The organism is Tateyamaria sp., from assembly GCF_039945315.1.
Taxonomy (GTDB): domain Bacteria; phylum Pseudomonadota; class Alphaproteobacteria; order Rhodobacterales; family Rhodobacteraceae; genus Tateyamaria.
Genome location: NZ_JBDUXB010000055.1, coordinates 159,733 through 182,114, shown reverse-complemented (window position 1 = coordinate 182,114; position 22,382 = coordinate 159,733). Strand labels below are relative to the sequence as shown.

The window sequence follows — 22,382 nt, the reverse complement described above, 5'->3', positions numbered from 1 at the left end:
CTATTTCGGCTGAACCCTGATGGCGATCTCTTGCCAAAAGGTGTCACCAGCTAATGAAATCACAGTGATCTGATCATAGATGATTAGCGTACATGTTTAGAAATCTTATGCTGGTCAAAGATAACAAGGATAAATTCCGATGCTTGATGAAACACATAGCGTTGACCTGACCCTTCAAGACCTCGAGCTGATCGAGGGCGCCCTGCAAACGCAGGAGAAAATTCTGTCGGTTCAAAGCCGCGCAGGCGGCAACGCTGCGCGCACGCGTTTGAACGACCTCAAAGGGCTGATGCGCCGGTTGCGCCGCCAAACACCTGCGCCGCAGGGGGCTGCGTGCGCAAGCTGGAGTCAGGCCGCGCGCCAACTGTTCTTCTAGGCCGCGAGAGCACACCGCTCACGAAAAACGCCGCTCTTTCATCAGAGCGGCGTTTCCTATTCCAAAACAGAAAATAGGCGGCGCGCTATTCGTCTTCGAGCTGCGCCATTACTTCATCACTGGCCTCAAAGTTTGTGGTGACTTGCTGAACATCGTCATCATCCTCAAGCGCGTCCATCAGCTTCATCAGCTTTTGCATCGCCTCAAGATCCATCTCGGTGGTAATGGTGGGGCGCCAGACCAACTTGGTGGAGGCAGATTCGCCCAGTTCGGCCTCAAGCGCGTTTGAAACCTCATTGAGGTCTGTATCGGCACACCAGACTGTGTGTCCGTCGTCGCCGGACTCCACATCTTCGGCACCCGCCTCAATAGCCGCCATCATCACGGTATCAGCATCACCAACGTCCGCCGGATAACTGACTGCACCTTTGCGCTCAAACATGTATCCGACGCTACCGGTTTCACCGAGATTACCGCCATTCTTGGTGAAGGTGGAGCGAACGGTGGATGCAGTGCGGTTGCGGTTGTCGGTCATCGCCTCAACAATCACCGCCACGCCGTTGGGGCCATAGCCCTCATAGCGGATTTCCTCGTACTCATCTCCATCGCCCGCCTGAGACTTCTTGATCGCGCGATCAATCACGTCCTTGGGAACAGAATTCGACTTGGCCTCTTTGACGGCCAGACGCAGACGCGGGTTCTTGTCAGGGTCCGGGTCGCCCATCTTGGCGGCTACAGTGATTTCCTTGGACATCTTGGAAAACAGCTTGGCCCGGATCTTGTCCTGACGTCCCTTGCGGTGCTGGATGTTTGCCCATTTGCTGTGGCCTGCCATAGGGCCTCCTGTCTTGCTGCGTGCGGATAATTGTGTGCCGCGTTGCTATACGGCAAGGCGACACCAAGGGGCAAGGACCCAAGACCAAAGCGGAGCACTGACATCCCGTCCATCTTCTCTGATTGAAAAAACCCCGAGGGTGAGCGCGCAGCGCGAGGGGGCTGGCCCCCTGCCGCGATAAACAATTAGCGTCTGGTGCTGACTGGACCACGCCCCTATCGTCCCAGTCCATGAGCACAGATCAGATCATCCTCTTCTCTCTCTTCGGCGCGGTGTTCGGCCTGCTGCTATGGGGCCGTTTTCGTTATGACATCGTGGCGTTTACGGCACTGATGATTGCCGTGGTCCTCGGCGTTGTGCCCAGCGCAGATGCATTTTCCGGCTTTGGGCACCCCGCAACGCTGGTGGTTGCCCTTGTTCTGGTGGTCTCGGCAGGGTTGGTGCGGTCGGGTGCGGTTTTTCTGATCACGCGCACGCTGGTGGATGCAAGCCGAAGCCTTGGGGCGCATATCGCACTTGTGGGGGCCATCGGCGGGGTGCTGTCGGCATTCATGAACAACGTCGCCGCCCTCGCACTCCTGATGCCCGTTGACATCCAGACGGCGCGAAAAGCAGGGCGTAGCCCAGGGCTCAGCCTCATGCCGCTCAGTTTTGCGACGATCCTCGGGGGAATGGTCACGCTGATCGGCACACCGCCCAACATCATCATCGCCAGCATCCGGCAGGATTCGCTGGGTGAGCCGTTTGGCATGTTCGACTTCGCCCCCGTTGGCGGCGTGGCAGCGATTGCGGGGCTGCTGTTCGTCGCGCTGGTCGGCTGGCGGTTGATTCCGGCGCGCGAGGACGAAAAAAGCGTGGCCGAAGAGGTCTCGCAATACATCGCCGAACTGACGGTGCCCGAAGACTCAAAACTGATCGGCGAACGCCTCGGTACTTTGGAAGAAGATGCTGAAAAGGCCGACGTCGCCATCATTGGCCTCATTCGCGACGGCAAGCGCCGCTACGGTCGCGCGCGCGGATCTGCCCTGCAAGCCGGCGATACACTGGTGCTTGAGGCAACCCCCGATGCACTCGATGAATTCCGAGCAGCACTTAGCCTAGCAGTGGCCGAGGCAGACCGTGAAGACAAGTTGAAGGCCGCAGGCGAAGGCGTTGAAATCATAGAGGTTGTGGTGACCGATCAGTCCCGTTTGATCGGGCGCACAGCCCAGGCCGTGGGCCTCAATTGGCGGCAATCCACGATCTTGATGGGCATTTCACGAGGCGGCAAAAAGATCACCAAACAGATCCGCAAAACCGAAATCCGCGCGGGCGACATCCTGCTGCTCTTGGTGCCCCGTGACACAGGGGCCGACGTCACGCAGTGGCTGGGCGCTCTGCCGCTAGCCGAACGTGGGCTGGCCGTGACAGCAGATGAAAAAGTGTGGCTGGCGATCGGGTTGTTCGTCGGTGCGGTGATCGCCGCCAGCGTCGGTCTGCTCTACCTTCCCGTCGCTCTCGGCCTCGTGGTGGTGGCCTTTGTTCTCTCCAAAATCGTGCCATTGTCCGAGCTTTATACACATATCGAATGGCCAGTGATTGTACTTCTCGGGTCCATGATCCCATTGGGGGCAGCGCTGGAAAGCTCCGGCGGCACAGAGCTGATCGCGGGATGGCTGGTCGCGCTGACCCAAGGGATGCCCGCATGGGCCGTGCTGACTGTCCTGATGGTTGTCACGATGAGCCTCTCGGACGTGCTCAACAACACCGCCACCACAATCGTGGCCGCTCCAGTGGGCATCCAGATGGCGCAAACGCTCGGCGTGTCGCCCGACCCGTTCCTGATGGCGGTGGCGGTGGCGGCCTCTGCGGCCTTCCTCACCCCGATCGGGCACAAGAACAACACTTTGATCCTCGGCCCCGGAGGCTATGAGTTCGGCGACTACTGGCGTATGGGCCTGCCTCTTGAGATCATCGTGGTCGCTGTTTCCATTCCCGCCATCCTCGTATTTTGGCCGCTCTGACGACACTCGACCATGGGACACGGAAACTGCCACTGTATCGTTCCGTTTTCCGACTTTTGAAGGCGACCCCTGACTTTGCGTCAGGATTGCGTGACGAACATACGGGCGTTTAGGCTGCAGATTGGGGGGAGACATATGGATATTCTGATCAACGTTGTACTACCGCTGTCATTGGCCATCATCATGCTCAGCCTTGGCATCGGATTGACGGTCAGCGATTTTGCCCGCGTCCTGCGCGCGCCGAAAGCCTTTGGTGTCGGCGCCACCGCGCAGGTGATCCTGCTGCCGCTTGCGGCCTATGCAACCGTCACTGTATTCGGTCTTCCCCCCGCTATCGCCGTCGGCTTTATGCTGCTCAGCTTTGCGCCCGGCGGCGTGACCTCAAACATTTTGGCCAAGCTCGCGGGCGGGGATGTTGCGCTGTCTGTTTCGCTCACTGCAGTCATCAGCTTGCTCAGCCTCCTGACGGTGCCGGCACTCACTGCATGGACAGTGGTGCACTTCATGGGTGACGCGGCACCACCTGTTTCGGTCGCGTCCTTGACGCTCGCGGTCTTTCTAATCACCACGTTGCCGGTGCTGATTGGTGTCACCATCCGGCATTTTGCACCCCGTTTGGCCATCCGGATCGATCCGATCCTGTCGACGCTTGCCACAGTCCTGTTCATCGTGATCATCATTGCAGCCCTCGCCGGGAACTGGGACATCTTCGCCACCAACTTGCCGACACTTGGGCCCGCCCTCATCACCCTAAACGTCGCTCTTTTGCTCATCGGTCTCGGCCTTGCACGCCTCGCCGCTCTGAACTGGCAACAGGCCAAGACCGTTTCGATCGAGACCGGCATACAAAACGCAACCTTAGGGATTGCCTTGGCAGGTCTTATCTCCGGCCAGACCGAAGGGTTCAGCGCAATAGCGCTCCCCTCGGGTGTTTACGGGATCACCATGTACCTCGTCGCCGCTCCCTTCTTTGCATGGTATCGCAGCCGCTCATGACCAGTGCAGATACCATCATCGTAGGTTCCGGCCTCGCCGGCCTTGCCGCTGCCGCCGAACTTGGTGATCGAGGCAAACAGGTCATCATCGCCGATCAGGAACCGCGCAGTTTCTTAGGGGGTCAGGCGTTCTGGTCCCTTGGCGGCCTCTTTATGGTCGACACGCCAGAACAGCGGCGCATGGGGATCAAGGACAGTCGAGAGCTAGCCCTCAACGATTGGATGGGCAGCGCCCAATTTGACCGAGACGAAGATGCATGGCCACGCAAATGGGCCGAAGCCTACATCGACTTTGCCGCCGGAGATATGCGCCCGTGGTTGCACGCCATGGGCCTGCGTTGGTTTCCCATCGTCGGTTGGGCTGAACGGGGTGGCGGTTTTGCGGATGGGCACGGCAATTCGGTTCCGCGCTTTCACCTCACATGGGGTACCGGGCCCGGCATCATCGAACACTTTGTGCGCCGCTGCATTGAGCATGAAAAAGCGGGCTTACTACACTTTCACTTTCGCCATCAGGTCGACCGGATCGATATGGAAAACGGAGCGGCGAAAGGGGTGAGTGGTACCATCCTAGCTGCGGACGCATCTGAGCGCGGCCAAAAAACCAACCGCGACCCAGCAGGAGACTTCGCCTTCCAAGCTCCTTCCGTCATCGTCACCTCTGGCGGCATCGGCGGAAATTTCGAGATGGTGCGCAAGGTCTGGCCAACCGAGCGTCTTGGCCCAGCACCCAAGGATATGGTTGCGGGCGTGCCCGCCCACGTCGACGGGCGGATGATCGGAATATCGGAGACTGCAGGCGGACACGTCATCAACGGCGACCGGATGTGGCACTACACCGAAGGGGTCAAAAACTGGGACCCGATCTGGCCCTCCCATGGCATTCGCATCCTTCCGGGACCATCCTCCATGTGGTTCGATGCCCGCGGCAACCGGTTCGCCCCCCCGGCCCTGCCCGGTTTTGACAGCATGGGAACCCTGCGCGAAATCCTCGCCACGGGGTACGACTACAGCTGGTTCGTTCTCACCCAAAAGGTAATCAAAAAGGAGTTCGCGCTCTCTGGCTCTGAACAAAACCCGGACCTTACATCGAAAAAATGGGCCGAAGTGATCAAGCAACGCGTTCTCTCTGGCAAGAACGCAACCGGCCCTGTTGAGGCGTTCAAAGAAAAGGGCGAGGATTTTGTAGTCGCAAACGACCTGCAAACCCTCGTCAACGGCATGAACCAGATCGCAGGCGGCAACCTGATTGACGCCACACGGCTGCGTTCGCAGATCGAAGCGCGGGACGCCCAGATCGACAACCCGTTCTCTAAAGATGCCCAGATGATGGCGATCCATGCGGCGCGCAACTATCGCGGTGATCGCTTGCTGAGGACCGAAAAACCACACAAGTTTCTTGATCCCGCCAACGGCCCTCTGATCGCGGTTAAATTGCATGTTCTGACGCGCAAAACGCTGGGCGGGCTTCAAACAAACCTCGAAAGCCAGATGATCGGCGTGAACGGCGCTGCCATTCCGGGCCTCTTTGCTGCAGGCGAAGTCGCAGGTTTTGGCGGGGGTGGTTATCACGGATATAACGCGCTTGAAGGCACGTTTTTGGGCGGGTGCATTTTCTCTGGACGCAACGCAGGTCGCAGCAAGACGATCGCGTGAACGGTAATCACTAACCCCTCACTTCAGATCAACGATCGCTCCTAATTTTGCCAACCAAGGCGAAGACGGGCTGTCAGCACTGTCTGTACGCCTTCTATCCACTCCGTAAAATAGTTCTTGCCGAAACCGGTTTCGGAAACGAACGTGAGTCGTGGGGAGAAGAACTCTTGGCAATAAATACAGCACCACTATCGGGCAACCGAGCCGCGATGCGGGTCACAATCGGTGATATGGCAGCTGCATTGGGGCTGACAAAATCCACAGTTTCTCGCGCCTTGAACGGGTACCCGGACATCTCCGCCAACACCAAACTCCGCGTCAAACGCATGGCCGAAGAGCTGAACTATATGCCGCTCAGCCATGCCCAAGCGATTAAGACCGGGCGCACGCGCTCGCTTGGGTTGGTGCTGCAACTATCGGATCACGACGCCCAGCGTCCTTTCCTCGCAGAATTTCTTGCAGGCGTGTCCGAAGGGGCAAGCACCGAAGGATATACGCTGACCGTCGCGTCGGCTGACAACGACCTTCACCTGATCGAAACTTTCCGTAATCTTCTGCGCGACGGCAAGGCGGATGGGTTCATCTTGCCGCGCGCCATGGTCGATGACCTGCGCGTAAGCGTGTTTCGCGATGCCGACGTCCCCTTTGTCCTTTACGGTCGGCAAGACAACGACACCGGATGTGCATGGTTTGATGTGCGCGGCGAGGACGCGATGCACAACGCGGTTCTGCACCTCGCCGAACTGGGCCACCAGCGAATCGGGTTCATCAATGGCGGTCTGATCTACAACTATGCAGGTCTGCGGCGGGACGGTTTCGTTCGCGGAATGGCGGCATGCGAACGAAAAGTTGCCCGGGAACTGGTCTTTGAAGATGCCGTGACGGCAGAGGACGGCGAACGGGTCGGCGCTAAGCTACTAGATTTACCAAATCCACCCACCGCAATCGTGTGCGCCATCGACCGGGTCGCATTGGGCGTCTACAAAGCCGCCGCAGATCGAGGGCTAAAGATCGGGACGGACCTGTCCGTCGTAGCCTATGACGGCATCCACGAAGGTTCGCATGCGCAGCCCCCCCTCACAACCTATTCAGTCGATAACCGACAGGCGGGCGCCCGGCTTGCCACGTTACTCATTCGTCGTATCAGCGGAGAGCCACCAGAGGCTTTGCGCGAAACGGTTGCCGCAACATTTCTGGAGCGGGGGTCAACAGGCCCTGTGCCCCAACCAACTCACACTTAAGTTTACAGGTTTCAAAGGGAGGAAAATATGAAACTAAATGTAAAAACCCTTGCTCGGACAAGCGTCGCCATGGCACTCGCCTTGTCGGCAACGGCGCTGTCAGCGGAAGAACTGCGCTTTTGGACAACAGAAGAACAGCCCGAGCGGCTAGCCCGCCAAGAAGCGATGGCCGCAGACTTTGCTGCCGCATCCGGGCATACGGTTGAGGTCATTCCAGTCTCAGAAAACGATCTGGGCACACGCGCGACCGCTGCCTTTGCTGCCGGCGATCTGCCAGACGTGATCTACCACACTCTGCAATTCGCAGCTCCCTGGACCGAAGCGGGCATTCTTGACATCGATGCCGCGACTGACGTGGTCGAAGCCCTCGGGGCCGACACGTTTGCACCCGGCGCGCTTTCGATGGCTGCAACACCGGATGGCTATGCCTCGGTGCCAGTCGATGGTTGGACGCAGATGCTGGTCTACCGTGCCGATCTGTTTGCGGAAAAAGGGCTTGAACCACCAAATTCCTACGCCAACGTTCTTGCTGCGGTCGAAGCCCTGCATAACCCGCCAGAAATGTACGGGTTTGTGGCCGCGACCAAGATTGACGAAAACTTTATGAGCCAGGTTCTGGAACATGTGTTCCTTGCCAATGGTGTATCGCCAGTTGGTCCTGATGGCGTACAGGAACTGGATGAAGCTGCCACTATCGAAGTGCTGGACTTCTACAAAGCCATCGCGGAAGCATCCCCTCCGGGTGATCTCTACTGGGATCAGTCGCGCACGCTCTACTTCAGCGGCAATGCGGCCATGATCATCTGGTCGCCCTTCATCCTCGATGAACTGGCTGGTCTGCGCGACAGTGCCCCACCCACCATCAATGACGACCCAACGTCGACCGATCTGGCGGCGGCCACAGGCATCGTGACCAACTTTGCCGGGCCATCAAACCCGGATGGGGCGGCATGGGGCGACGTGCGCTACTTTGGGATCACGTCCGATGCATCCACGGATGCTGCCATGGAGTTTGTTCAGTATTCGATGAACGAAGGCTATGGTGCTACACTTGCGATTGCACCAGAGGGCAAATTCCCTGTGCGTCGCGGCACAGCGGACAACCCAACGGCGTTTGCTGATCTTTGGGCCACGCTCGAAGTCGGCGTTGATCGTAAAGCCCCTCTTGGTGAACTCTATGAAGCTTCCATGATCGAAGAGATCGTGGGCGGTCTGGATGTCGCCCAGCGTTGGGGCGTGGCTGACGGTCAGTTGTCCGCCGCCTCGGCGATCATCAACAGTCAGGTAATCAACCGTCTGGTGCGCGAATACATCGACGGCGATCGTGACGCTGCCGCAACTGTGGCCGAACTGAACAGCGCAATCGCCGCTGTCCAGTAAGCCAATCACAAAAGGGGTGCCTGCAATGCGGGCACCCCACCCTGCTCTATATTCCACCCCAAACACCTTGAGGAGGTGTCCCAATGGCGGAGCTCCAGCCTCCCGTCGGAACAGGACCCTTGGCCAAACGCGAGGCGCGCCTTGCATGGGGCCTGCTGTTTCCAACAATCGCAGCCGTTGCCCTGGTCGTGGTACTGCCCCTGCTCGCAATCTTCTGGATTTCGTTCAAACCCGTTGAACTGGGCGATTTGCGCGCGCCAGAGGTCACCTTGCGCGAAGACATTCGCGGGGACGCGGAAACGCTTGGGGATACGCCGACAATCCGCTATCGCCTGCGCAACTCCTCTCAAGATCAACCAATTACCGGCGTCACCTTTACCGATGTGGTCCCCGAAGGATTGGTGGTTCAAGAGCTTGACGAACGCTGTGATTTGTCCGGGCGCGATCTGAACTGCGACCTTGGCGATTGGGAACCCGGTGCGCGCGAAACGCTGACCATACCGGTTACGGTCGAACAGGCCTATCTCGACAATGATCTGCGCCCTCAGGACAGCCCGGCCACGACCACAGGCACGTCCTCCAACGTCCTGACAAACAGTACGTTCACGCTGGAAAACTTCTCCCGCATCTTTAACGGCGACGAGTTCATGGAAGTGCTGTGGGTCACGTTGTTCTACACGGTGTTTGGCACCATCGGCGCGCTGCTTGTGGGCCTTTTCGCAGCGCTGCTATTGAACAAATCCTTCAAAGGTCAGGGAATCTTACGCGGTCTCTACCTCTTTCCTTATGTCGCCCCTGTCATCGCGGTAGCCTTTGCGTGGCTCATCCTGTTTGACCCGTTTTCGGGGTCCGCCAACGCGCTGCTGATCCAAATGGGCGTGACGCCGCAAGCGATCAACTTCTTTGGCGAACGCCCGCTGGCGCTGATCATGGTCACCGTGTTCGAAATCTGGCGGTATTTCCCGCTGTCCTTCCTGTTCATCCTCGCCCGGATGCAAAGCATCGACACCGACATGTACGAAGCCGCAGACATGGACGGCGCATCCCCGTTTCAACAATTCTGGTATCTCAGCGTTCCGCAACTGTTGGGCATCCTCAGCGTGTTGTTCTTGCTGCGGTTCATCTGGACTTTCAACAAGTTCGACGACATCTTCCTGCTGACAGGCGGAAACGCGGGTACGCGGACACTTACGGTAAACGTCTATGAACAGGCCTTTGCGGTCTCGAACATCGGCGCAGGTGCTGCGGTGGCGGTTGTCATCTTTGGCTGCCTGCTGACGTTCTCGATCTTCTTTCTCAAGTATATCAGCCAGGAGGAAGGGCTATGAAAGCACTCCGTTTCAACTGGTTCACCAGCCCGGTTCTGGGCGCGCTCTGGATGGTGGTGCTGTCGACCACGGTTGCGATCATCATGAGCTTTGCAACGGGCGATCCGTTCCGGCCTCACATCCTGTTCTCGCTGCTTTGGGGGGGCGTGATCGGCTTTGCGATCGGTCACCGGATGGGCGGGCGGATCGGCGAACTCATTGGCGGGGTCGCGCTGGTGACGCTGATCCTGCTGAACGTCGGCCCGCTCACCATCGGCGAACTGGCCTCGCCGTTTGTGGCGATACTGGCCGCTGTCGCACTGGCGGCAGGCTTCGTAGTGTCCGCCCGCGTGATCCTAGACGATCTGGTGCCCGGCGCTCTGACACGGCACGAATTCGAAGGTGCGGTGATCCGGTTCCTGACCGGGTTCGGCTACATCTTCTTCACCGCAATCGTGCTGATTCCCTTCTACGTCATGGTGATGACCAGCTTCAAAAACCAGTCCGAGCTGATGCAGAACCCGCTGGATTTTTCAATCGACATCGGCAAAGGGGCAGAACTGTTCCGGTCGTATAATGAACTGTTCAGCCAGTTCAATTTCGGCACGTACCTGTTCAACTCCTTCTTCATCTCGGTACTGACAGTGTTTATCACGCTGGCTTTCGCGATCCCCGGAGCCTACGCGGTCGCGCGTCTGCGGTTTCAGGGACGGGCGGCGTTTTCGCGCTCAATCCTGCTGATCTACATGGTGCCGATGATCGTGCTGGCTCTGCCGATCTACATCGCCTTTTCGATGACGGGCCTGCGCAATTCGTTCTGGGGGATCGTGATGATCTATCCGGTGACGACAATTCCCGTCGCACTTTACATGCTGCAGGGTTATTTCCGCGGTCTGCCAGCCGAGGTCGAGGAGGCCGGGCTGATGGACGGGCTGTCGCGCCTCGCAGTGATCTGGAAGATCACGTTGCCGCTGTCCCTGCCCGCGCTGGCCTCTGTCTCACTCTATGTGTTCATGATCGCGTGGAATGAATTCCTGCTGGCCTTCATGCTGCTGGATGATCCCTCCAAGTTCACACTAACGCGGGGCATCGCAGCACTCAATTCTTCTGAAATTCCAAGACAGCACCTGATGGCTGGATCGGTCATTGCGACCGTGCCGATCATGGCCCTGTTTCTGGGATTGGAACGCTTCATGACAAAAGGACTGACCGCAGGGTCGGTAAAAGGATGACCATGGACTTACACGAACGGGCGCGTCAGATCCTGCGCCAGAACGACAAGGGTGGATACACGCTGCCCACCCACGGTCTTTACCCCTACCAGTGGAACTGGGACAGCGCCTTTGCAGCATGGGGCTTTGCGACCTTTGATATACCGCGCGCTTGGGACGAATTCGACACTCTGCTCGCCAGCCAGTGGGAGTGCGGAATGGTTCCTCATATCATCTTCCATGCACCCGACCCGAGTTACTTCCCCGGCCCCGATGTCTGGTCGACGGGGCAAAGCCCCGCAACCTCCGGCATCTCACAGCCCCCAGTGGCGGCGACGATGGTGCGGCGTGTGTGGGAAATGGACCGCAACGCAGGCCGCGGCAGGTTGGCGGCGATCTATCCCAAGCTGCTGGCATGGCATCGCTGGTGGCATGAAGTACGTTGCGTGCACGGACCGGCTGCGATTACCCACCCGTGGGAAAGCGGGCGCGACAATTGCCCGGACTGGGATATCGGCATGGCCGGCGTCGATGGATCGAATGTCGGGCCATACACACGGCGCGATACAGGCCATGTCGATCCATCCATGCGTCCGCAAAAAGAGCAATACGACCGTTACATCGCCATGGTCCAGTTCGGTGTCAGCGTCGGATGGGATCAGAAAAGGATCGTGGACGAAGGCCCGTTCTTGATGGCGGACCCCGGAATTACGTTCATCCTTCTGCGCGCACACGAAGACCTGATTGCTCTTGGTCAGGCCCTTGGTGAAGACACCGAGGAGATCGCGCATTGGGCCGAAACGCTCCGCGCCGCCCTGCCCGAAATCTGGAATCACGATCTGGGTGCCTATGACGCCAAGAACCTGCGCACAGGCGAATTCGCAGGTGTGCTCGGCTCGGGCGCATTGCTGGCCTATGTGGCCAATGCGGGAAACCCGGAACTGGACGCACATTTGATGCGGGTCTGGGACGCGGTCAACTACGGCATCCCATCGGCCGATCCGCACCATCCCTCCTTTGATGCACGCCGCTATTGGCGCGGCCCTTCATGGCCGTTCCTCAACGCACTAATTGCAATCGGATTTCGCGACATGGGCCGCCATGATCTGGACAACAGATTGCGGCGCGAAACCGCTGCGGCCATCGCCAAAAACGGCTTTGCCGAATACTTTGATCCGCTGGACGCAACCGCGTGTGGGGGCATGGATTTCAGCTGGACAGCAGCCATCTGGCTGACCTGGGCCGGGCTAGATGCAGAAGAAAACCGGGGGGCTGCCTAATGCCGTCAATCTCACTCAACGCAGTCGAAAAATGGTTCGGAGACATTCAGGTCATCAAAGGCGTGGACCTTGCCATCAACGAAGGTGAATTTGTCATCTTCGTGGGCCCTTCGGGCTGTGGCAAATCCACCCTGCTGCGCATGATCGCGGGGCTGGAAGAAACATCGCGCGGCGAGATCATGATCGGGGATCGCGATGTCACCGCCGAACCGCCCAGCAAACGCGGGTTGGCGATGGTGTTCCAGTCCTACGCGCTTTATCCGCACATGTCGGTGCGCGACAACGTGGGCTTTCCCCTGAAATCCGCAGGCCTGCCCAAGGCTGAGATCGAGGCCAAGGTGAACGAGGCCGCCCGCGTCCTGAAACTCGAAGCCTACATGGATCGCCGCCCCAAGGACCTGTCCGGCGGGCAACGCCAGCGCGTGGCCATCGGACGCTCAATCGTGCGCGACCCCACAGCGTTCCTCTTTGATGAACCACTGTCCAATCTCGACGCCGCCCTGCGGGTCGAAATGCGCTACGAGATCGCAAAGCTCCACCAGACCCTCAAATCGACGATGATCTACGTCACCCACGATCAGGTCGAGGCGATGACACTGGCCGACCGGATCGTCGTGCTGGAATTTGGCAAAATCGCACAGGTGGGCAGCCCGAGGGAGTTGTATGAAAATCCCGCAAACCTGTTCGTGGCGCAGTTCATCGGCTCCCCCCGCATGAATGTCGCTGAAGCAGCATCCGCACCGGGAGTCCAACTGCCAGCCGAGGCCAAATCCTTTGGCGTGCGCCCCGAACACATCGCCCTCGTAGAGGCGGGCGCAGGCCGCATCGACGGAACGGTCGACGTGCTCGAATACCTCGGGGCCGATACTTTCGTGATCGTGTCCTGTGGCGCAGCAGGCCAATTGACCGTCCGCGTAAACGGCAGCGCGTCTCTGAAACCCGGAGACCCCGTGGGGCTCAACTTCAGCGACAATGTGGTCCATAAGTTTGATGCCCAAGGCTTGGCTTTCTAGGTTTTGAACCCAAAGGGCCAAAAGCGGATATTTTGGTGCAAAGCGGACTTTGGGGGACTCCGCTGCGAAGGGCCGGTCAGAGCCCAAAGCTTCCCAAGCCGCGCCGCCGAATTTCTCAATTTGTTTGACCCAATAAACCGCAGACAGAGCTAATCCTTCGGTTTGTCAGGAGAAGGTGCCGTTGTCACTTTATCGGTCGCCAACTCCAGTTTTCCTGCGATACGGGTCTGGTATCTGACCGCGACCACATAATCTGGCCCAAGTATTTCCTTAAGAACTGTCCTGATCTGTCTGTCTTTTAAATGTTGTGGGAGAAGATCCGAAACTGTTGCTATGAGGTCCTGAGTGTCCAAGGAAAGGTCGACTATTAACCAAAGGTCGGCAGTCGAATTTTTTACGTTTACGTCTGCACGAATGATTTCCAGCGACGTAGGGTAAGCCCAAGCCTGAAGTGCTTCCACCAGATCGGCTTCTGTTCTCGTCTCTAAGTATCTCTCATAGGTTGATCTAACCAGTTGATAGGATATCAACGATACACCAACTATCGTTACCGTCACGCCTATAGAAAATCCGGTTCTTCTCTTGCCCTTGTTCAGAACCGCGGCAAGAGCACCTGATGCTACATATACCCCGCATGCGGACAGGATTATTGCACCAAGGTTTGTAACGAAAAGTAATGCTGCTTCATAGGCATACAAGTACTCGCCGAAGTATAGGAGTATGCCTGACGCAGACAGAGGTGGGACCAGCGACACTCCGATTGCGGCGCCGGGCAATAGGCTGATCTCCGACTTTTGTATTTGTACGTAGGCACCCGCTACTCCGGCTGCGAGCGCGATTATGAGATCCTCGATTCCTGGGTCGGTCCTTGCGAGCACTTGCTCCTGGATCAAGATACCTTTGGGAAAGTCTGACATGTAGACCAAAAACCACGCAAGTACTACGCAAGCAGACGCGCTTAGGGTCACCACCAAAAGCAGATACCCGGCTCTCTGAACCCTTCCCAATACTAACGCACCGGCAACGCCCAAAATTGGGGCCATTAGAGGAGCAACCAGCATCGCTGCAATCACAACGGCAGATGAGTTTCTAAGTAAGCCCATCGTCGCAATCACAACCGAAAGAGCAAGAAGCATACTGAAACGCTTCCAATAACCTCTAGCATCCGAGCCCTCGAACTTGAGAATGTCTTTGGTTGTGCTGAATTTATTTGCCGTCATTCCAACACGTTAAAAATTGCCCCCGTTTTTTCAAGCCCTTGGCTGCTCATCGTGACTGTTTTGTCCGCATGTGAGACATCGGCCCCCAGTACAGCGAACGGCCGGATTGAGTTTTGGCGATTTGGGAGGCTGTGAGCGTCCGGTTTGGAGAAATTGCGCCGCAGTGCCGCGAACTTTCTTGGTCTTGATTGGGCGGGTCCACCGAAATTTGCTGCAATTGCATCAGGCCGCTAAGTCCCACTGAGCGGTTCTTTGTCTGGTCCACAGGGGATGATCGCTTTTGGTCAGCTTACATAGGTTCTGAACCAAATGTTTGCAGCGCTGGTCCACATCCGCGCCGCCCCCTAGAGTAGCGGAAAACGAAAGGACAACACGCATGCGCATCCTCTTTACTGGCGGCTCGGGCAAGGCCGGGCGACACGCCTGCGAATACCTCCGTGACCAAGGACACCGGATTGTCAATTTCGACCGGGTGCCACTGGGGCTTGACGGGGTGGACGACCGCCTTGGCGACATGACGGACCTTGGACAGGTCTATGACGCGCTTACCAGTATTGCGGGCTTTGACGACCTGCTGCCCGGAACCGGGGTTCCTAAATTCGACGCCGTTGTTCATTTCGCTGCCGTTCCGCGCATCCTCGTCACCGGGGACGCTGAATGCTACCGGGTCAATACGCTTGGTACCTACAACGTGATCGATGCGGCCCTTAAGACCGGGGTGCGCAAGATCATCTTTGCCTCATCCGAAACCACTTACGGGGTCTGTTTCGCGGACGGAACGCGCAAGCCGAACTACCTGCCGGTTGACGAAGACCACCCGGTGATCCCCGAAGACAGCTATGCCATGTCCAAGATCTGCAACGAAGTCACAGCACACAGTTTCCAGCGTCGTTCGGGTGCGGATATCTACGGGCTCAGGATCAACAATGTGATCGAGCCGCACGAGTACGAAACTGACTTTCCCGCCTACATCGAAAACCCGGACCTGCGCCTGCGCAACATCTTCGGCTATATCGACGCCCGCGATCTGGGACACATGGTGCAATGCTGCCTCGACACAGACGGGCTGGGCTATGAGGTGTTCAACGTCGCCAACGACGACACCTCGGTGGCGTTGGAAACGAATGACATCAAGGCGCGGTATTACGAAGGTATTAAGGCGGCAGAGATGGGCGTGCACGAGACGTTCTATTCCAACGCCAAGGCAAAAAGGCTTGTCGGTTTCGCGCCTCAGTTCGGATGGCGGGACGCGGTCGGGTGAAAGACAGCGTGCTGAGCGCTGCGCAACTTGAACGCCCAAACGATACCTGCGGCACGTGCGAGGCTTGACCGGTGCGCCGCATTGCATAAAGCTTCAAGAGAGAGCAATCGGTTTGGAGCGCAGCATGAAATACATTTCAGGAGCCTTGGGCGGCGTTGCCATCTGCGGCTTGGCCGCAACGAATGCCTTTGCGCAATCAGCTGAAGAACTTGCAAAGCAACTGAGCAATCCGATTGCATCGCTCATCAGTTTACCGTTCCAGCTGAACTACGATGAAGGGTTCGGAGCGGATGGAAGCGGAAAAAAGACCGTACTCAATGTCCAGCCGGTCATTCCCTTTAGTATCGGTGAAAACTGGAACCTGATTTCGCGCACGATCGTCCCGCTCAGCTATGGAGATGGTCTTGTGCCTGGCGAAACGGAATTCGGTGTCGGGAATGTGCTGCAAAGCCTGTTTTTCTCGCCCAAAGCGCCGACACGTGGCGGCTGGATCTGGGGCGCAGGTCCGGTGATCCAGTTCCCGACGTCAACTGATGATCAGTTTGGTGAGGATCAATGGGCCATCGGTCCGACGGCCGTTGCGCTGAAACAGACGGGACCGTGGACATACGGCGCGCTGGCCAACCATTTGTGGGACGTGAGTGGCGATACGGAAATCAACAACACCTTCCTTCAGCCGTTTTTGTCCTACACCACGAAAAAAGCGGTTAGTTTCACGGTCAACACGGAAGCGGTTTATAACTGGGACGAGAGCCAGTGGACGGTTCCTATCAACTTTCTGATTGGTAAGGTGCTGACCATCGGTGATCAGCCGGTCCAGATTACCGGGGGCGTCAGATATTGGGCTGAAAGTCCGGAGAACGGACCCGATGACTTTGGCGCCCGTCTTATTGTAACTTACCTGTTTCCCAAGTGATTTAGGGGCGACCCTTTTTCAGTTTTTATCTGGCTGCCATGCAGACCTTCTGTGTCCTAGGCTCAGGACCCATTAAAGCGAACAGCGTGGAACGCCAAAAATTGGACTTTGATGCGCTCCGCAGCGAACGGCGGCTTCGAGCCCAAAACGGACTTGATCCTAAGGAAAGTTTGGCGATTAACTTTTGCGCGTTTGATTGCCAAAACCTAGTGTATTAACTTCGACGTTGTCTTCGCCGTAGAACTTTCAGTAGCACCAAGGAGTAGCACCATCGCCCTGACAAGACGTGTACTTCTCGCTGGTGGTGCCGCTGCCGCGGCAGTGATGGCGACTCGAGAGATCTCTCCAAAGAACCCGGTTCTTGATGGTGTGAACTTGATTGTTCCGAGCAAGGAGAAAAGTACTCTCAACGATGCTTCGCGGTTGTCCGAAACACCAATCTACAAGCACATAATTCTTCAAGATGACCCTGGCGAGGCGCTGATCTCTGCTCTTCGAAATGAATTGGCAGAAGCAAAACAAAGCGGTCGAGCTGTGAACATAGGTGCCGCTCGGCATTCAATGGGTGGCCAAGCGATCCCAAGAGATGGCCATGCAATCACTTTGCAGAACGCTTGGGTAGAAGCGGGAGATGGAATTTATAGGGTTCAGGCGGGTGCCCGATGGAAAGATGTGATTGGTGCCCTAGACCCAGTCGGGCTCTCTCCGAAAGTTATGCAAACAAATAGCGATTTCGGAATCGGCGCAACTTTCAGCGTCAACGCCCATGGATGGCCCACTGCATTTGGTCCCATGGGGTCAACAGTACGATCGATAAAGATAATGCTCGCCGATGGCAGTCTTGTTTCCGCATCTAGATCCGAGCATCCAGATATTTTTGCTGCGGCTATGGGCGGTTATGGATTAATCGGATTACTTATCGAACTTGAGTTGGAGGCCGCTCCAGCCGCTCTCTTGGAGCCGTCATTCGATGAAATGCCCGCAGAAAACTTTGCTGAGACTTTTGTAAACGTCGCGCGGAACGTTCCTATGGCGTATGGACGATTGAACATAGATCGTGCGAATTTTTTCAAAGATGCGTTGCTTATCACTTACAGAGCTGTCGAAGGCGAATTGCCCAAAGCTTCGGTTCCCGGTTATCGCTCTTATCTCACCCGGAAGATATTCAGGTCTCAGACTGGAAACGAATGGGTGAAACGCCGTCGGTGGGGCATGGAAACTGGCTTAGGGCCAATATTGGCCGGACCTGTGTCGCGATCCGGTGTCATGAATGAGTCCGTAAAGACGCTTTTGGGTGAAAGCGGGCCAGACCGTACCGACATTATTCATGAGTATTTTGTTGCCCCGGACCGATTCAACGATTTCCTGACGGTGTGCAGAGATATTATACCAAGCAGCTACCAAGAATTGTTGAATATCACGATGCGCTGGGTGGAGCAGGATAGTGTGTCACTTCTTTCCTACGCGCCGTCGGGTCCACGGATCGCATCGGTATTGTCCTTTAGTCAGGAAATGAGTGCACGAGCAGAGAACGATATGAAAGTGATGACCCGTGACCTCATAGACGCGGTTCTTGCACTTGGGGGCAGCTACTATCTGCCTTATCGGCCACATGCGACCGTTGCTCAGTTTTCTGAGGGCTACAAGCAGGCCAGCGAATTTGGCCAATTCAAACGGCAAACAGACCCAAAGACTATTTTCAGAAACGCTTTGTGGGACAATTATCTCGCCCGGATTTGAAAGTAATTGACGCCTTTTTTTGCGCTGGAAGCAGAAAACGCCAATGACCGCTTTGTCCGCAAGGCAGTCATTCAGCCAGCGCGCAGCGAACGACCGCTCTGAACCCTAAGCGAGACAAGTATTCTCACTTCGTTTAATGTACTGGAACATCCAGTTACCTGAGGAAAGATATGTCGACACCTGAAAACAGGCTGGAAGAATTGGGCCTGAAACTACCTCGCCCGACAAAGTTGCCCGAGGGTCTGGTTTTGCCCTTCGAATTTGTCAATGTCAGAGGCAATCGCGTTCTTTTTTCAGGACATCCCAAAAGCGCGATGGACGGTTCCCTGAGTGGCCCTTTTGGCGTCGTGGGGGCTGATATAACAACGGGTCAAGCATATGACGATGCGCGTGAAGTGGCGCTGACCGTATTGGCAAATATCAAAGCTGAAATTGGCGAATTGTCACGAATATCGGGATGGGTTCGCGTTTTTGGCATGGTAACCTCCGCGCCGGGCTATTCGGAACAACATGTCGTTGTGAACGGGTTTAGTGATCTTGTTATTGATGTCTTTGGCCAAGATGTTGGTCGTCACGCGCGCTCAGCAATTGGCGTTTCAGGTTTGCCTCTTGGGTTTGCCATGGAAATCGAAGGCGAACTGTTGATCGACGTCTAAATGGTCCCTCGGCGTAATGCTGATAGATCCAATCTACAGAGAGCAATGACGCCCCGTGCGGTGCGCAGAACGCGTTTCTGTGGCAAACAGCACATTGGGTAAACCATAATTTTCGTTTTAAATGTCTGTCAGTCCAAAAACCAATGGGGTTCGGCGTTTCCACCACAGACAAGGACAGCAATCCGTTCGTCCCGACTTGGCTTGTAAGCGCCCGATGTGAGCGCGGCCAATGCGGTCGCAGCGCCGGGTTCGCCGACCAGCCTTGTTCCTTCCCATAGCCGTTTTCCGGCATCAAATACGGCGGCGTCGGGCAGCACAATTGCGTCGGTGACCCTTTCCTTGATGATGGTGTAGGACAGGTCGCCCAATCGTGGCCCGCCCAGCGAGCCCGCGGAAACACCGCTGGCGGCCACGTCGATGTCCGGGCCATCCTCAAGGGATCGGGCAAGAGTGTTGGTGCCTTCGGTTTCGACCGAAACGACGCGCACACGATCGCCCAGCCAAGCGGCAATGCCACCGATCAACCCGCCACCGCCAGTGGCAACCATGATGGTATCGAACCCATCGGTCTGTGCCTCCATCTCTAATGCGATAGTGCCCTGCCCCGCCAAGGTGGGCGCCGTGTCGTAGGGGTGCACTGACAGCGCTCCGGTGGTTTCTGCATGCTTTGCGTATTCCGTCATGCAATCGGCGACGCTGCCGTCTGTCAGAATGACTTCGGCACCGAAATCACGCATCCGGCGCAGCTTTTCTTCCTTGGCAATAGCGCGAGGGACGAACACCACAGATCTATGACCCAACTTGGTCGCCGCATAGGCCACGGCGGCCCCATGGTTCCCTCCCGAAGCCGCGACAACGCCTGCCGCGGGGACGTCGCGGCTGAGCAGGTTGTTAAACGCGCCACGCACCTTAAAGGAGCCTGTAACTTGCGTGTGTTCAAGTTTCAGCGTGACAGGGTAGTGCAGTCCAAGCGCACCTACCTCCACCTCCAGGACGGGCGTAGGGCGGATATGGCCCGCGATGCGGGCGGCGGCGGCGGTAATGTCGTCGGGGGTGAGTTTGGTCATGCGCAGACGATGGACTGCGCGTCGTTGGCCGTCAATTGCACGGTTCATTTGTCCCACAAGTCGGACTTTCGCCTGCAATATGGAAAACGGCCGCTTCTGGTCGCATGTCAGGTCCACAACCTAAGCACCCAGAACAGAACAAAGCGTGCAGTGCGTCTATCGATCCATTGCCCGGCAGGCGATTTGGCGGGAGCCAATTCTGCCGAGAGGGGCCAGTCCGCCCCACCGGGCTTGCGATTTTTATGGCCGTGGTGCAGCAGGCAATCGTCGCGATATCTTAGGTCTATAGAGCACCCGAGAATATACGTGATGCGCCATCAAGCGGACTGGCAATGGCCCACCTTAGCCCACGCTCAGCGCCTCTTCGTTCCTCAACAGATACTGAGTCCGCCACTTTAACCCATTGAAATTCCTAAGGGAGAAACATGTCCCAGCATGGGACACCCTCACAAGGGCCAGATAAACGGGATCACCAAAGACGCCAGTATTGCCACGCTTAGATTGAGCGGAATCCCGACCTTCATAAAGTCGCTGAACTTGTATCCGCCGGGCCCATAAACCAACGTGTTGGTCTGATACCCAATCGGCGTGGCAAAGGCGCAAGAGGCCGCAATCATCACCGCTACCACCAGTGGGCGCGGGTCCAACCCTAGCGCCGCCCCCAAACTGATCGCGATGGGCGTCATTATGACGGCCACAGCATTGTTGGACACGATCTCTGTCAGGGTCGAAGTCATGACAAAGACCACAAACAGCATCAAAGGTGCGGGCAGCATCGCAAGTCCTGGCGAAACCCCATCGACCAGCAACGCGATGGCCCCCGAATTCTGCAGACCCGCCCCCACCGCCAGCATTCCAAAGATCAGCGCCAACAATTGCCCATCCACAAAGGAAAACGCCTCATCCGCATCGATACAGCCCGTGACTAGCACCAGAGCTACCGCCACAACCGCAAGCAAAAGGATGGGCGCCACATTGAGGGCCGCAAGAATCACGATGCCCACGAGGGCCGCGATCGCGATAGGCGCGTGGGCACGTCTGTAGGCGCGTGCGGAGGGGTGGGACACATCAACCATCTCCTGATCCGCTGCAAGGCGCTGGATGTCCTCTGGCGCCCCTTCCAGCAGCAACGTGTCTCCCACCTTGACCACAAGCGCATCCAACTGCCGCCCGATATTCTGGTTCCGCCGGTGCACCGCCAGTGGGTACACCCCATACCGCCGCCGCAAACGGAGCGAACCGAGAGAGCGGCCGACCATCTTGCATCCCGGCGTGATGAGCGCTTCGACAGTCGTGGTTTCCACCGCAGACACCTGATCGACTCGGCGCAACTCTTTGTTGGCTTGCAAGCCCAGCAACTCGGTCATCTGCGTGCGCAGCACCACCCGGTCGCCGACCTGCAACACCACGTTCCCCAAGTCGCGACGCAGAGACAGGTCCCCGCGTACCACGTCGATCAACCGCACCCCCTCGCGCTTGAACAACTGCACGCTCGTGACCTCGCGCCCAATCAGGTTACTGTCGGGCGGGATAACGGCCTCAGTAAAGAACTTCATCTTCGAGCGATCCGACAGCATGCTCGCCATGCTGTCCCGGTCCGGCAACAGGCGAGGGGCAAAGATCGACAAATAGATCAGCCCCCAAACACACACCACAAGCCCAATCGGAAGGATTTCAAAGATACTGAACGCCACCAACCCAGCTTCACGCGCCACCCCATCCACGAGCAAATTGGTCGAGGTCCCGATCAGGGTGAGCGATCCGCCCATGATGGCCGCATAGCTCAGCGGGATCAGCAGGCGAGAGGCCTTGACACCAAGGCTCTGGCTCAACTGCACCATGACAGGGATCATCACCACAACGACGGGCGTGTTGTTCATGATGGCCGACCCCGCCATGACGGCAAGGATCACAGAGGCCACAGCCGTCTTGGGCCGTGTCTTGGCAGATCGCTCAGCCGTCCGGGTCAAAACATCAAGCGCACCCGTCCGCACCAATGCACCCATCACGATGAACATCGCCGCTATGGTCCAAGGCGCGGGGTTGGACAAGATCGACAGGGCCGCATCGTACGGCAAAATGCCGGTGGCCAGCATGCAGGCCGCCCCCGCAATCGCCACCACCTCAGTCGAAAACGTCTCGCGCACGAAAAGCACGAACATCACCACGACCAGTGACAAGGCCAAAAGCGGAGAGATTAAAGGCGAGGCAGCAAGCAGCGACAT

General features: G+C 57.3%; 18 protein-coding genes. 14 read left to right on the top strand and 4 right to left on the bottom strand.

All coding sequences use genetic code 11. The annotated features are described in order from the left end of the window. The first annotated feature begins 139 nt into the window (after positions 1-139). Positions 140-376, top strand: a complete 237-nt coding sequence (locus tag ABJD00_RS18825) for a hypothetical protein (protein ID WP_413831901.1) — start codon at positions 140-142, stop codon at positions 374-376. Positions 377-461: 85 nt separating this feature from the next. Here ABJD00_RS18825 and ABJD00_RS18820 read toward each other — a convergent pair whose 3' ends face one another. Then, the gene (locus ABJD00_RS18820) at positions 462-1,211 is read right to left on the bottom strand and encodes a YebC/PmpR family DNA-binding transcriptional regulator (protein ID WP_413831899.1); all 750 of its coding nucleotides are present in this window, start codon (positions 1,209-1,211) and stop codon (positions 462-464) included. A gap of 230 nt (positions 1,212-1,441) precedes the next feature. On the opposite strand from ABJD00_RS18820, the gene ABJD00_RS18815 reads away from it, so the two are divergent. The 9 genes from ABJD00_RS18815 (at position 1,442) to ABJD00_RS18775 (ending at position 13,297) form a co-directional block, all read left to right on the top strand. Beyond that, on the top strand, positions 1,442-3,214 hold the full coding sequence (locus tag ABJD00_RS18815) for an SLC13 family permease (RefSeq protein WP_413831897.1): 1,773 nt from the start codon (positions 1,442-1,444) through the stop codon (positions 3,212-3,214). 135 nt (positions 3,215-3,349) lie between these two features. Next, the gene (locus ABJD00_RS18810; RefSeq protein ID WP_413831895.1) at positions 3,350-4,210 is read left to right on the top strand and encodes a bile acid:sodium symporter family protein; all 861 of its coding nucleotides are present in this window, start codon (positions 3,350-3,352) and stop codon (positions 4,208-4,210) included. Continuing rightward, entirely contained in the window at positions 4,207-5,865 is a 1,659-nt protein-coding gene (locus ABJD00_RS18805) for an FAD-binding dehydrogenase (protein ID WP_413831893.1), read from the top strand. The genes ABJD00_RS18810 and ABJD00_RS18805 overlap by 4 nt, the downstream gene beginning before the upstream one ends. Before the next feature lie 167 nt (positions 5,866-6,032). Further along, on the top strand, positions 6,033-7,106 hold the full coding sequence (locus tag ABJD00_RS18800) for a LacI family DNA-binding transcriptional regulator (protein ID WP_413831891.1): 1,074 nt from the start codon (positions 6,033-6,035) through the stop codon (positions 7,104-7,106). A 27-nt stretch (positions 7,107-7,133) separates the two neighbouring features. Beyond that, positions 7,134-8,486: an ABC transporter substrate-binding protein gene (locus tag ABJD00_RS18795; protein ID WP_413831889.1), complete on the top strand. Its 1,353-nt coding sequence runs from the start codon at positions 7,134-7,136 to the stop codon at positions 8,484-8,486. 83 nt (positions 8,487-8,569) lie between these two features. Next, positions 8,570-9,814, top strand: coding sequence for an ABC transporter permease subunit (locus ABJD00_RS18790; RefSeq protein WP_413831887.1), 1,245 nt, complete (start codon positions 8,570-8,572; stop codon positions 9,812-9,814). Then, complete coding sequence (locus ABJD00_RS18785; RefSeq protein ID WP_413831885.1) at positions 9,811-11,025, top strand: carbohydrate ABC transporter permease; 1,215 nt, start codon at positions 9,811-9,813, stop codon at positions 11,023-11,025. Before ABJD00_RS18790 ends, ABJD00_RS18785 begins: the two co-directional genes overlap by 4 nt. A gap of 2 nt (positions 11,026-11,027) precedes the next feature. Beyond that, positions 11,028-12,284: an MGH1-like glycoside hydrolase domain-containing protein gene (locus ABJD00_RS18780; protein WP_413831883.1), complete on the top strand. Its 1,257-nt coding sequence runs from the start codon at positions 11,028-11,030 to the stop codon at positions 12,282-12,284. Further along, positions 12,284-13,297 (top strand): ABC transporter ATP-binding protein, encoded by a 1,014-nt coding sequence (locus tag ABJD00_RS18775; protein ID WP_413831881.1) that lies wholly within the window; start codon positions 12,284-12,286, stop codon positions 13,295-13,297. The genes ABJD00_RS18780 and ABJD00_RS18775 overlap by 1 nt, the downstream gene beginning before the upstream one ends. 149 nt (positions 13,298-13,446) lie before the next feature. Here ABJD00_RS18775 and ABJD00_RS18770 read toward each other — a convergent pair whose 3' ends face one another. Then, positions 13,447-14,517: a DUF389 domain-containing protein gene (locus ABJD00_RS18770; RefSeq protein WP_413831879.1), complete on the bottom strand. Its 1,071-nt coding sequence runs from the start codon at positions 14,515-14,517 to the stop codon at positions 13,447-13,449. 376 nt (positions 14,518-14,893) lie between these two features. Here ABJD00_RS18770 and ABJD00_RS18765 point away from each other — a divergent pair, with 376 nt between their 5' ends. From ABJD00_RS18765 to ABJD00_RS18750, 4 genes are all read left to right on the top strand, one after another. Then, positions 14,894-15,778 carry an NAD-dependent epimerase/dehydratase family protein gene (locus ABJD00_RS18765; RefSeq protein WP_413831877.1) on the top strand — a complete coding sequence of 295 codons (885 nt, stop codon included), beginning with the start codon at positions 14,894-14,896 and terminating at the stop codon, positions 15,776-15,778. A gap of 64 nt (positions 15,779-15,842) precedes the next feature. Then, positions 15,843-16,694 carry a transporter gene (locus ABJD00_RS18760; protein WP_413831875.1) on the top strand — a complete coding sequence of 284 codons (852 nt, stop codon included), beginning with the start codon at positions 15,843-15,845 and terminating at the stop codon, positions 16,692-16,694. 324 nt (positions 16,695-17,018) lie between these two features. Next, positions 17,019-18,434, top strand: a complete 1,416-nt coding sequence (locus ABJD00_RS18755) for an FAD-binding protein (RefSeq protein WP_413849860.1) — start codon at positions 17,019-17,021, stop codon at positions 18,432-18,434. Positions 18,435-18,604: 170 nt separating this feature from the next. Further along, positions 18,605-19,090 carry a RidA family protein gene (locus ABJD00_RS18750; protein WP_413831871.1) on the top strand — a complete coding sequence of 162 codons (486 nt, stop codon included), beginning with the start codon at positions 18,605-18,607 and terminating at the stop codon, positions 19,088-19,090. Between the two features lie 128 nt (positions 19,091-19,218). Here ABJD00_RS18750 and ABJD00_RS18745 read toward each other — a convergent pair whose 3' ends face one another. Together ABJD00_RS18745 and ABJD00_RS18740 are read right to left on the bottom strand one after the other, a co-directional pair. Next, positions 19,219-20,157: a threonine/serine dehydratase gene (locus ABJD00_RS18745; RefSeq protein ID WP_413831869.1), complete on the bottom strand. Its 939-nt coding sequence runs from the start codon at positions 20,155-20,157 to the stop codon at positions 19,219-19,221. Positions 20,158-20,603: 446 nt separating this feature from the next. Then, positions 20,604-22,382: an SLC13 family permease gene (locus ABJD00_RS18740; protein WP_413831867.1), complete on the bottom strand. Its 1,779-nt coding sequence runs from the start codon at positions 22,380-22,382 to the stop codon at positions 20,604-20,606.

Bases quoted from the DNA above. Each gene is read 5' to 3' on its own strand.
- ABJD00_RS18825 (WP_413831901.1), top strand. From the start codon at position 140: ATGCTTGATGAAACACATAGCGTTGACCTGACCCTTCAAGACCTCGAG.
- ABJD00_RS18820 (WP_413831899.1), bottom strand. From the start codon at position 1,211: ATGGCAGGCCACAGCAAATGGGCAAACATCCAGCACCGCAAGGGACGT.
- ABJD00_RS18815 (WP_413831897.1), top strand. From the start codon at position 1,442: ATGAGCACAGATCAGATCATCCTCTTCTCTCTCTTCGGCGCGGTGTTC.
- ABJD00_RS18810 (WP_413831895.1), top strand. From the start codon at position 3,350: ATGGATATTCTGATCAACGTTGTACTACCGCTGTCATTGGCCATCATC.
- ABJD00_RS18805 (WP_413831893.1), top strand. From the start codon at position 4,207: ATGACCAGTGCAGATACCATCATCGTAGGTTCCGGCCTCGCCGGCCTT.
- ABJD00_RS18795 (WP_413831889.1), top strand. From the start codon at position 7,134: ATGAAACTAAATGTAAAAACCCTTGCTCGGACAAGCGTCGCCATGGCA.
- ABJD00_RS18790 (WP_413831887.1), top strand. From the start codon at position 8,570: ATGGCGGAGCTCCAGCCTCCCGTCGGAACAGGACCCTTGGCCAAACGC.
- ABJD00_RS18785 (WP_413831885.1), top strand. From the start codon at position 9,811: ATGAAAGCACTCCGTTTCAACTGGTTCACCAGCCCGGTTCTGGGCGCG.
- ABJD00_RS18780 (WP_413831883.1), top strand. From the start codon at position 11,028: ATGGACTTACACGAACGGGCGCGTCAGATCCTGCGCCAGAACGACAAG.
- ABJD00_RS18775 (WP_413831881.1), top strand. From the start codon at position 12,284: ATGCCGTCAATCTCACTCAACGCAGTCGAAAAATGGTTCGGAGACATT.
- ABJD00_RS18770 (WP_413831879.1), bottom strand. From the start codon at position 14,517: ATGACGGCAAATAAATTCAGCACAACCAAAGACATTCTCAAGTTCGAG.
- ABJD00_RS18765 (WP_413831877.1), top strand. From the start codon at position 14,894: ATGCGCATCCTCTTTACTGGCGGCTCGGGCAAGGCCGGGCGACACGCC.
- ABJD00_RS18755 (WP_413849860.1), top strand. From the start codon at position 17,019: ATGGCGACTCGAGAGATCTCTCCAAAGAACCCGGTTCTTGATGGTGTG.
- ABJD00_RS18750 (WP_413831871.1), top strand. From the start codon at position 18,605: ATGTCGACACCTGAAAACAGGCTGGAAGAATTGGGCCTGAAACTACCT.
- ABJD00_RS18745 (WP_413831869.1), bottom strand. From the start codon at position 20,157: ATGACCAAACTCACCCCCGACGACATTACCGCCGCCGCCGCCCGCATC.
- ABJD00_RS18740 (WP_413831867.1), bottom strand. From the start codon at position 22,382: ATGTCGCTGCTTGCTGCCTCGCCTTTAATCTCTCCGCTTTTGGCCTTG.